This is a genomic window from Actinosynnema sp. NPDC023658, from assembly GCF_040639995.1.
In the GTDB taxonomy this organism is placed as follows: Bacteria; Actinomycetota; Actinomycetes; order Mycobacteriales; family Pseudonocardiaceae; genus Actinosynnema.
In genome coordinates this window covers 1-5,127 of the sequence record NZ_JBFAAX010000415.1, presented here as the reverse complement: position 1 = coordinate 5,127, position 5,127 = coordinate 1, and the positions used below count along the sequence as shown (strand labels likewise).

Below are 5,127 nucleotides of genomic sequence, written 5' to 3'. Positions count from 1 at the left end.
GGACTGCCGCGTCGCGGCCGGGACCGGCGGCCTCCTCCGCTTCCAGCAGAGCGGGGTGGGGCCGGAAGTCGTGCAGGTAACCGGCGCGGCGCGCGTAGGTCGTGTCCGGCTCCTGCCGGTCCTCCGACCAGAACCGGCTCAGCTCGAAGCGGTCCCCCGGTTCGCTGAAGACGTCACGCCCGCCGTTGACGGTCCTCCACAGCTCGCCGGGACTGCACGCACCGGGCACCGCGACGCCCATGCCCACCACGGCGACCAGGTCGTCGGCCTCTCTCGGCACCGTCATCGGCGCTGCTCCTCGACCAACCGGGCGATCTTCTCCAACGTGGTCGCGCGGACCCTCCGCTCGGCCGGTGGTTCGGCCAGCCCGTACTGCTTCCGCACCCGCTGGAACAGCGCGATCTGCTTGGCGGAGTCGACGCCCAGGTCGGCCTCGAGGTCGATGTCGGGGGACAGCATCTCCACCGGGAAGCCCAGGTCCTCCGCGTACATGGTGGCCAGCTCGGTGAGCACGTCGACGCGGGCGGGCGGCGAATCCTGTGCGGAGGCGACCACCACCCGCGGTGAACCTTGCGCTTCCGGTTCGACGGCCTCGTCCGGGCCGAGCGGGGCCGGTTGCGGGCTCCAGCTCACCGGCAACCCCGCGTCGTCGAGGGTGGCGATGATGCTCTTCACGTCACCGCGGCTGGGCAGCAGCGGGAGTGCGCGCGCGGACGGGGGCAGCGAAGACCTGACGATGCCGGTGAGCGCCTGGCGCGCGCCGGCCTCGACGAACGTCGTGACACCCGAGCGGAACAAGGACAGCACCGCGTCGTAGAAGCGCACCGGTGCCAGCATGTTCCGGGTGATGACCTCCCGGACGTCCGCGACGGTTCGCACGTGCCGGCCCAGGATCGGGGAGAACACCGGGATGCGGGGCTCGGCCGGCCGCACGTCGGCCGTGGAGTCGCGGAAGATGTCCGCGGCGAGCTGCAGCACCGGGTTGTGGAAGGCGTACCCGGCCCGCAGCCGGGTGGCGCGGAAGCCGAGGCCGGTCGCCACCCCTTCCGCCGCCCGCAGGGACGCCACGGGCCCGGAGACGACCGTCTGCCCCGGCCCGTTGTCGATGGCCAGGCGGAGTCCCGGGTCGTCGAGCAGGCCCACGAGGTGCTCGGTGCGCCACGCGGGCGCGTCCAGTGCGAGGAGCCCGCCCTCGGGCGGGGCGGCCCGGCGGAAGGCTTCCGTGCGGGTGCACGCCATGCGGGCGACGTCGGCGACCGTGACCGCTCCTGCGGCGGACAGGGCGGCGAACTCGCCGAAGCTGTGGCCGACCAGCACGTCCGCTCGCAGCCCGAGCCCGGAGAAGATCTCGAAACCGGCCGCGTTGATGGCGTAGATCGCCAGGTCCAGCTGGTCGCTGTGCGTCGTGAGGAGCTCGTCCAACGGGGCCGCGTCCCGTTCCAGGACCAACGGTGCCACGGGTTCGAAACCGTGCTCGACGGCCACCGCGTCGATGGTCTCGAGTATCCCGACCGCCTTCGGGAAGTGCCGCGCTCGATCAGCGAGCACTCCGGGCAGGTAGGCGCCTTGACCGGGGAACAGCACCGCCAGACGTGAAGTCATGAATGCACCTTGTCTTCGAGGGCGAGCAGCAGAGGTCGGACTACGGCTCCTCGTGGCGGAAGAGCCCTTGATCGGCGTAGAACGCCTTGGCGACGGCCAGGGCGTTCAGCGTCCTGGGGAACCCGGCGTACGCGCTGATGTGGGCGAACAACGCGACGACGGAGGGGGGAGGGATGCCGACCCGGTGTGCGATCCCGAGGTGCAGCTCCAGCTCCTTCTCGGTGTCGCCCAGGGCGGCGAGGGCTGCCAGGGTCACCAGTTCCCGCTCACGGTGATCCAGGCCCGGCTCGTGGTGCAGCGTCCCGAAGACCGTCTCGACGACGAGGCGCGCGGTGCTGCGGCTGATCGGTTCCAGGTCGTCGAGGAGCCTTCGGACGGCCTCGTGACCTGCCAGCTCGTTTGCCGTCGCCAAGCCGCGCTCGTACCTTCCGCCGTCGTCCGGGTGGCGGCCCTCGGGTGGGTTCTGTGCGGTCATCACCAGTCGTTTCGTCGGGTTCGGCGGAGGTCACTGAGGGAGGTTGTCGTGGCGGAAGGTGGGCGAGCCCCGTCGGATTCCGCGCAGGGTCGCGGCCAGCGCGGCACGCGTTTCCGCCGGCTGGATGATGGCGTCGACGGCGAAGCTCTCGGCGGCTCGCTGCGGTGCCATCACGTTGTCCCGGTACTCCGTCACGAGCCGGGCGTAACGGTCGGGGTGCTCGGCCAGTTCGCGCCGGTGGACCACTCCGACGGCGCCCTCCGCTCCCATCACCGCTATCTGCGCGGTGGGCCAGGAGAACACCTGGTCGGCGCCCAGGGATTTGGAGTTCATCGCGATGTAGGCCCCGCCGAAGGCCTTCCGGAGGACGACGGTGACCCGTGGCACGGTGGCTTCGGAGAACGCGTAGAGCAGCTTCGCGCCCCTCCGGATCACGCCGTTGGCCTCCTGCTCCCGGCCGGGCAGGAATCCGGGGGTGTCGACCAGCACGACCAAGGGGATCCCGAACGCATCGCAGAAGCGCACGAACCGGCCACCCTTGTCGCCCGCGCGGGCGTCGAGCACACCCCCGAGACGCAGCGGCTGATTCGCGACGATCCCGATCGGGTTGCCCTCCAGACGGGCGAAACCGGTGGTGAGGGTGGGCGCGAAGTGGGGCTGCAACTCCAGGAACGATCCCGCGTCGACGATCCCGTCCACCACGTCGCGGACGTCGTAGACCTTGCGCTGGTCCGCGGGAACGGCGGGGACCGTCCTCGCCGGCTCGGCCGGGACCGAGGGCAGCGCGTGCCACGCCGAGTCGGGGAGGTAGGAGAGCACGCGGCGGGCCAGGCCCAACGCCTGCTCCTCGTCCTCTGCCACCAGGTGGGCGACCCCGGAGCGGTGGCTGTGCATCCGCGCCCCGCCGATCTCCTCCCCCGACAGCTCCTCACCGGTCACCGCCTTCACCACGGCCGGTCCGGTGAGGAACATCCGCCCACGACCGCGCACCATGATGACGACGTCGGTGAGCGCCGGGGAGTACACCGCCCCTCCCGCGCACGTACCGAGGATCACGCTGATCTGCGGTACGCGCCCCGATGCCTGGACGTTCCGGCGGAAGATGGCTCCGTAACCGTCCAGCGCCGCGACACCTTCCTGGATCCGGGCACCGGCGGAGTCGACGAGACCCACCAGGGGACAGCGGTACTCCACTGCGCGTTGTTGGGCCTGAACGATTTTCAGCGCGTGCATCTCGCCCAAAGATCCGCCCAGGACGCTGCTGTCCTGAGCGAAGACCAGGACCGGTCGGCCCGCTACCAGAGCGTTGCCGGTGACCACGCCGTCCCCTTGGTGGCGTCGTACAGCGGTCCCGGCTCTGGCGACGACGTGCCTTCCGAACTCCGCGAAACTTCCGGGATCGACGAGGTGGCTCAAGCGGGTGTAAGGAGAAACGCATTCCCGCGGTCGAGGTTCCTGCGCGATCCCGGTCATGTCAACCTTTCCGGCCTGTGATCGGGACACACGCCCAACCTCCGGGGGATGAGGAATTTCGTCTCACTGCACTGCGCCCTTCGGCAGTCGGGCAGCACACCACTTCGGAGTGACAACCCCGGATGGGTGAATGGTCGTTCTCCCGTTCGACTCCTCGACTGTCCGTCCGACGCGAGGCGTTGTCCAGGGGAGCATCGGGTACGTCGGGGGCACGGCGCGGGCGCGGGCGTGAAGCACTCGCCCCGGCGCACTTCCCGGTCAGCGCGGCGCGCGGCGCGTTACCGGCACCAGCCGGCGGTCAGGGCATCGGATCCCGCGACGACGGCCGCACCCCACAGGGGTCCGATGTGGACGGTGATGGCCGACCCGCCTCCGGACGAACGGCGTCACGGTGACGTGCCAACGCCCTAAAGTCGAACAGAATCAAACATATGTCGAGTTCAAGCCAACACATCTGCGGCCAACCTGGCGAAGTTAATCGGTTTACCTCCGACTCTTCACACAGACTCAAACTTCATGCAACATAACCCGGAGCCTCACCCTGTGCACCGAGGAGAGTTCAATGCTCCGTGCCCTGCCGCTCCTGCTGTCCGCCCTGCTCCCCCTGTCCGCCGTCGTCGGCACGGCCGGCGCCGCCGCCGATCCCGTTGAACCACAGGCCGTCACCGCCACCACCCCGCCGATGGGCTGGAACTCCTGGAACAAGTTCGGCTGCAACATCGACGAGGACCTCATCCGGCAGACCGCCGACGCGATCGTGGCGTCCGGCATGAAGGACGCCGGCTACACCTACGTCAACATCGACGACTGCTGGGCCGCCCCCGAGCGGGACGCGCAGGGCAGGTTGCAGCCCGACCCGGTCCGCTTTCCCGGCGGCATCAGCGGCCTGGCCGACTACGTCCACGGCAAGGGGCTGAAGCTGGGGATCTACTCCTCCGCGGGCACGAAGACCTGCGCCGGCTACCCCGCCAGCCTCGACCACGAGGAGGTCGACGCGCGGACGTGGGCGGACTGGGGTGTGGACTACCTCAAGTACGACAACTGCTACAACGAGAACCGGCCCGCGCTCGACCGGTACCGCGCGATGGGCGAGGCGCTGCGCAAGACCGGCCGCGACATCGTCTACAGCCTGTGCGAGTGGGGCCAGAACAAGCCGTGGGAGGGGTTGGGCCGGCAGGTCGGCGCGCAGTTGTGGCGCACCACCGGCGACATCTCCGACAACTGGGGCTCGATGTTGGGCATCCTCGACCAGCAGGTCGGACTGGAGGGCTTCTCCGGTCCGGGCGGGTGGAACGACCCGGACATGCTCGAAGTAGGCAACGGCGGCATGACCGACGCCCAGTACCGCGCGCACTTCGCGCTGTGGGCCGTGCTCAACGCCCCGCTCATCGCGGGCAACGACATCCGCTCGATGGACGACGCCACCAGGCGCATCCTGCTCAACCCCGACCTGCTGGCCGTCGACCGCGGTCGCGCAGCGCGACCTGCGGCAGGTGTGGGGGGGCGGGCACGCGGTGCGCGGGATCTCCAGCCCCGACCCGCAGGTCCCGGGGGGCGACGCGGCGCCGGAAGGCCTC

Annotated in this window: 5 protein-coding genes; 1 reads left to right on the top strand and 4 read right to left on the bottom strand. The window is 70.1% G+C overall.

The genetic code is table 11. From position 1 onward, the window contains the following. The 4 genes from AB0G02_RS27835 to AB0G02_RS27820 form a co-directional block, all read right to left on the bottom strand. The coding region (locus AB0G02_RS27835; protein WP_360799339.1) for a beta-ketoacyl synthase N-terminal-like domain-containing protein at nt 1–286 on the bottom strand (286 nt) is incomplete at its 3' end. Further along, nucleotides 283–1,602, bottom strand: coding sequence for an acyltransferase domain-containing protein (locus tag AB0G02_RS27830; protein ID WP_360799336.1), 1,320 nt, complete (start codon nt 1,600–1,602; stop codon nt 283–285). The genes AB0G02_RS27830 and AB0G02_RS27835, both read right to left, overlap by 4 nt. A 40-nt stretch (nt 1,603–1,642) precedes the next feature. Beyond that, the gene (locus tag AB0G02_RS27825; protein WP_360799333.1) at nt 1,643–2,077 is read right to left on the bottom strand and encodes a carboxymuconolactone decarboxylase family protein; all 435 of its coding nucleotides are present in this window, start codon (nt 2,075–2,077) and stop codon (nt 1,643–1,645) included. Between the two features lie 30 nt (nt 2,078–2,107). Then, nucleotides 2,108–3,550 (bottom strand): acyl-CoA carboxylase subunit beta, encoded by a 1,443-nt coding sequence (locus AB0G02_RS27820; RefSeq protein WP_360799330.1) that lies wholly within the window; start codon nt 3,548–3,550, stop codon nt 2,108–2,110. Nucleotides 3,551–4,112: 562 nt separating this feature from the next. Between AB0G02_RS27820 and AB0G02_RS27815 the strand changes: the two genes are divergently transcribed. Further along, on the top strand, nt 4,113–5,127 hold a 1,015-nt coding region (locus tag AB0G02_RS27815), incomplete at its 3' end, for a glycoside hydrolase family 27 protein (protein ID WP_360799327.1).

What these genes read in the sequence shown, in the direction of transcription:
- AB0G02_RS27830 (WP_360799336.1), bottom strand. Translation starts at nt 1,602, where the DNA reads ATGACTTCACGTCTGGCGGTGCTGTTCCCCGGTCAAGGCGCCTACCTG.
- AB0G02_RS27825 (WP_360799333.1), bottom strand. Translation starts at nt 2,077, where the DNA reads ATGACCGCACAGAACCCACCCGAGGGCCGCCACCCGGACGACGGCGGA.
- AB0G02_RS27820 (WP_360799330.1), bottom strand. Translation starts at nt 3,550, where the DNA reads ATGACCGGGATCGCGCAGGAACCTCGACCGCGGGAATGCGTTTCTCCT.